The organism is Methylophaga sp. UBA5088 (assembly GCF_002414625.1).
Classification (GTDB): Bacteria; Pseudomonadota; Gammaproteobacteria; order Nitrosococcales; family Methylophagaceae; genus Methylophaga; species Methylophaga marina.
Genome location: NZ_DIAC01000086.1, coordinates 18458 through 23027 on the forward strand (window position 1 = coordinate 18458; position 4570 = coordinate 23027).

A 4570-nucleotide genomic window follows, 5' to 3' on the forward strand; every position below is an offset into this window, starting at 1 on the left:
CTATTTTCATCATAATGAGATAGTCGTTGTAATGATTGATGAATATTTTGCCAGTCAGAAGGATGAAAAAATTGCTCGAATGGTTGACTGATAACGTTATTGGCCTCATAGCCTGTGATATTTGTGGCAAGCTCATTAAAGCTGGAAATGCAGTAGTTTTTATCCAGTGTGATAATAATTAATTGGGCGGTCTCTATCAGATTACTAACAAAATCTCTTTCTTGTATGAGTTCTTGTGTCCGTTTGTTAAGTGAATCTGTTTGTTTGCTGACCGAATTCTCAAGACCTTCTAGTTGTTCCGATAAGACTACAGCCGATTGTTCAAGGATATTCAGCTCGTCAAGATAACGCTTCGGGGAGGCATGATTCAGAGTGTTTCTGACTTGCAGGTATTTTTTTTCGGCTAATAAGGGCAGCGCTTTAGAGACTTTGGATAAACGTTTGAGTGGTGCTGATAATAATAAAAACAGACTGCCACCAATCACAATCAAGCCAATGAGTGACCAGATAATTGTTCTGTATGTGAGGCTGTTAAGCTCTTGTTGCTGTTTGGCAATGTTATCTATGATAACCAGCACCACATTATCGACTTGTCTTAGCTTAATAAATTGAAATTCAACGGGTAAATTTGAATCACGTAATATCAGCTTATCGTGGTCAATGTCTTGAAAACGGTAGTGTTTTGCTAAGAATCTCAAATAAGCGATATTGTTATTAAATGACGTGAGCACATTGAGATGACGGTCCCAGAGTGATGAGTCGGTTTGACGTAACTCTTGTGTGTTGGATTGATCGGAAATGATGGCAATGTCGGCGCCAGTTTGTGCCTGAAAATCTAATAATGATTGTGTCAGATTATAGCCAAGCACCAATACATAGTTTGTCTCACTATCAGCCAAAATAGGTAACAGTTGATATTGCTTACAACTAACTTCACAATTTAGCTGACTCTGGGCGAGTTCAGTTTCTGCGGTCAGCGTAATATTATCTTTAATGACTTTTGGAGTGGGCGGGCCCCAGCCACCTAGGTTCCGACCACTACTATCAAACAACTGCACTTGGGATACATCCCAATTCAACTCTAGATCGCTGCGGTAGCGATGAATACGATCTAATATCTCATTTTGTTTAAGTGCTGAACCTTGCTGTGTGGCGTCCGGTGAGATGAGTAATTCAGCAAGACGTTGTAGTTGATCTCGTGTGGTCGTGATTTGTCCGAGTAGTTGTTGATGATATTGCTCTTGTAATTGAGAACGGAACAAAACAAATTTTTGTTGGACGTTCCAGTAAATAATGACATGAAAGATCAATAGAAAAATTAACAGAATAAAACTAAAAAATAAGCCCGCTTTCCAGCGGATACTTAAAAATGGGGTGTGAATACTCATCGTCAGAACTAAAACCGATAAGACAGGGACATAGCGAACATATCCCATCTTTTGCTGGTGTCAGTAACGGTGTTTTCACGCGGTGATAATGTGGCCACACCCTCGACGATGTGATATTCGGCACGAAGCATTACATTATGTGTGACATGCCAGCGTCCCCCTAACACCCAGCTTTTAGAATAATATTCATGAGCCGGCACGGGGGCTTGATTAATCCCCAATGAGGCGAGCTGCTGGCTATTGATGCGATTTTGTCTGGCGGCTTCTTTTCCATTCCAGTCGTGTTTGTTTAACTGGAATTCTTCATAACGGATGAATGCTTGCCAGGCCGGTGTGAAATTATAATTTGCCTGTAAGTAATAACCGATCGAATTAATATTCATCTGTGAGACGGGTCCACCGATGTCAACATAATCAACATTTTCAAAAGCCACTTCGCCTGTAAATTGCCATTTCTCACCGTTATATTGGGCAGATAAAACGGTGTAATCGATATCAATTTCACCCGAATTCATTCCTGGACCAAAAGGGAAGGGCACACGGTCACTTGCACCTGCATCAAAATCAAGTGTGACTCTTGTTCCAGTTATGGAGTAAATCCACTCTCCACCGTTATGCTCGTATAGAATTTTTCCGAATATCCCTAGCTTATCGTTATGAATGGCGCCAGCCCAGTCATCACCCAGATAGGCATATTCAACGTTTTTATCGGCCAGGGTATAACCAGTACCCACTTCCATAAACAGTGTGCCACTGTCTAAGTTAATATTGTTGTAAAGGTGTATACCATCAGCGGCCATAATGGTATTTCTGACTTTATCAAAGTAAATCACCTGAGGAAGAAAGATAGCGCTTCTGGTGTGGGCGACGTCACGAGTTTCGTTATATAAGCCGATTTCGTTTTTGATTCTGCCAATGTACATACCCGTAGCGTAACGCGCATCGGCATAGAGAGAAACATCCACTAAGCCATAATCGAGTCTTGGTGATCCGTTATCAAATCTGCCGGCTTGTCTGGATAATAGTTGTGCAGAAAGCCTGAGCTTAGGGCTGATTCTGAAACTACCATTAATGCCGACTTCAGTAAATTCGAAACTGCCATCATCACTTGGCCCATAAAAATGATTGTCAGTAGTATGTATGTAAGCTTGAGATGCAAAACCATGCAGGGCGATGCGTTCATACCATGCTTTGTCTTCGGCCAATGCCATTGTTGGAATAACAAGTAAGATGGAAAGCAAACTCGCTCTCATAAATCCACCTTAATAATTTGAATACGTTTGTGTGTATCAGCATCATCTTTACTGATGTACCCAATCGCCCCTTTGGTGTTGGCGACAGCATCAAGCATTTCTTGCTCCGAGTTAACGACGATAGGGGCAGTACCTGTGCCAGAGAAGACCTGTCTGTCCCAGATCCGTCTTAGCTGGTATGGAAACATACCCAATACAGACTTACAAAACTGATTATGCGTAGGGTCTTGATCTTGAAGAACATAGACGGTGATTGGCGTGCCATTTGGCCACTCATGAACTCGCATAGCAAAGATAGAGCGAGCAGTGGTTTTGCTTAATTGCTTTATCTCAACCTGTTCGTTGGCAATGAGAGTTTGAGCTGGTAAATCTTGCGATACCAGGAGCAATAAAGTGATGAGGACTCTGATGCTTATCCATGTCATCAGCCTTGTTCCTTAAGCCGTGTTAAGCTCAATTCTAGGCATGAATTCAAAAAAAAGCCACGTTAAAACTTTCTTTATGTTGAATAAGTTATTCTTTGACAAAAACAAGCTGGGTTTTTGCTGCCTGGTTGTACCAAGTTTGTTTGTTTTTACTGAGCCACTGCCACCAGAATCCTAAACCGAGACAAAGCCAGGAAATAAGCCCAAAGATAAATCGCACAGCCGCCTGTTTCCATGAGATAGTCGGCGAGGTTGAGCTAATCAGCTTTATTTTCCATGCTCTCATCCCCAGCGTTTGTCCACCATGGGTCCAGAACCAGCCGTAAAATAAAAAACACACTGACAGTAAATAAAGTAGAAAAAACACATTGCCTGGTGTAATGGCTTCTCCGCTATTTAGCGCAACCGGAATAATGGCAGCAAATAATAAGGCGGACAGTAAAAGTAAAAAGTCATAAATCATCGCCATTATCTGGCGAATTGGACCAGGTCGCTTGTGAATAACTACACTCATTATCAATTTCCAATGGATTTTATTTGGGCGTTAAACCTTACATAAAGTATCATTATCGCTTTAGTTTATCTTGAATTGGGATCCGCATGCTGCAATTGATTGGCCGTCCGGCTTTTTCTGCTTTCCGTCTGGAGAAATTACTAAACAGCATTCAGGCCGAAGTGCCTGCTGTTACAGCTGTTAGAACAGAGTTTCGTTATTTTGTTGAAATAGAAGGTGAGTGTGTTTTGCCAGCAGCAGAACACCAGGTTATCGAAACACTACTTGAAGCAGAAATGCGTGATAGTGACGCCAAAGAAAACGAAACCTTTTTCTTAGTCACACCCAGACCGGGAACGATTTCACCCTGGTCAAGCAAAGCCACCGATATCGCGGTCAATAGTGGTGTAAAAGACATCGAACGTGTTGAGCGTGGCGTAGCTTTTTTTATTGAAGCCAACGAAACACTGACTCAGCATCAGAAATCCATTGTTCGTAGTTTATTACATGACCGCATGATTGAAACTGTGTTTGAAACAGTGGATGAGACAGACCGTTTATTCATGCATGGTAAATCACGTGAACTGGTGAGTGTGGATATCCTCATCGGTGGACGTGAAGCCTTAGTCACGGCCAATCAGCAAATGGGGCTGGCACTGGCTGAAGACGAAATTGATTATCTTTTTGAGAATTTCAGTTTGCTTGAGCGTAACCCAAATGACATTGAGTTAATGATGTTTGCTCAGGCTAACTCGGAGCATTGCCGTCATAAAATTTTCCGTGCCGACTGGATTATTGATGGTGAAACGCAGTCTCACACGCTGTTTAACATGATTCGTAATACGCATGACCTCAACCCTGATGGGGTCGTCAAAGCTTATAGTGATAACTCATCAGTGATTGAAGGTCCGAGAAGTCATCGATTCCAGGTGGATATGGCGACAGGGCAATATCACTATGAAGGTGAAATCCAGCATATCCTGATGAAGGTGGAAACCCATAACCATCCAA

General features: G+C 42.1%; 4 protein-coding genes and 1 pseudogene. 1 reads left to right on the plus strand and 4 read right to left on the minus strand.

From position 1 onward, the window contains the following. From B4K20_RS10905 to B4K20_RS10920, 4 genes are all read right to left on the minus strand, one after another. Positions 1-1388, minus strand: a 1388-nt coding sequence (locus B4K20_RS10905; RefSeq protein WP_289282901.1) for a cache domain-containing protein, incomplete at its 3' end; no start/stop codon positions are given. An 8-nt stretch (positions 1389-1396) separates the two neighbouring features. Next, the gene (locus tag B4K20_RS10910; protein ID WP_289282902.1) at positions 1397-2641 is read right to left on the minus strand and encodes a hypothetical protein; all 1245 of its coding nucleotides are present in this window, start codon (positions 2639-2641) and stop codon (positions 1397-1399) included. Beyond that, positions 2638-3066 (minus strand): hypothetical protein, encoded by a 429-nt coding sequence (locus B4K20_RS10915; RefSeq protein ID WP_286304406.1) that lies wholly within the window; start codon positions 3064-3066, stop codon positions 2638-2640. Before B4K20_RS10915 ends, B4K20_RS10910 begins: the two co-directional genes overlap by 4 nt. Positions 3067-3154: 88 nt before the next feature. After that, positions 3155-3580 carry an RDD family protein gene (locus B4K20_RS10920; RefSeq protein WP_289282903.1) on the minus strand — a complete coding sequence of 142 codons (426 nt, stop codon included), beginning with the start codon at positions 3578-3580 and terminating at the stop codon, positions 3155-3157. An 86-nt stretch (positions 3581-3666) separates the two neighbouring features. Here B4K20_RS10920 and B4K20_RS10925 point away from each other — a divergent pair. Continuing rightward, positions 3667-4570: pseudogene (locus B4K20_RS10925) on the plus strand (phosphoribosylformylglycinamidine synthase); the annotation flags it as partial.

What these genes read in the sequence shown, in the direction of transcription:
- B4K20_RS10910 (WP_289282902.1), bottom strand. Translation starts at nt 2,641, where the DNA reads ATGAGAGCGAGTTTGCTTTCCATCTTACTTGTTATTCCAACAATGGCA.
- B4K20_RS10915 (WP_286304406.1), bottom strand. Translation starts at nt 3,066, where the DNA reads ATGACATGGATAAGCATCAGAGTCCTCATCACTTTATTGCTCCTGGTA.
- B4K20_RS10920 (WP_289282903.1), bottom strand. Translation starts at nt 3,580, where the DNA reads ATGAGTGTAGTTATTCACAAGCGACCTGGTCCAATTCGCCAGATAATG.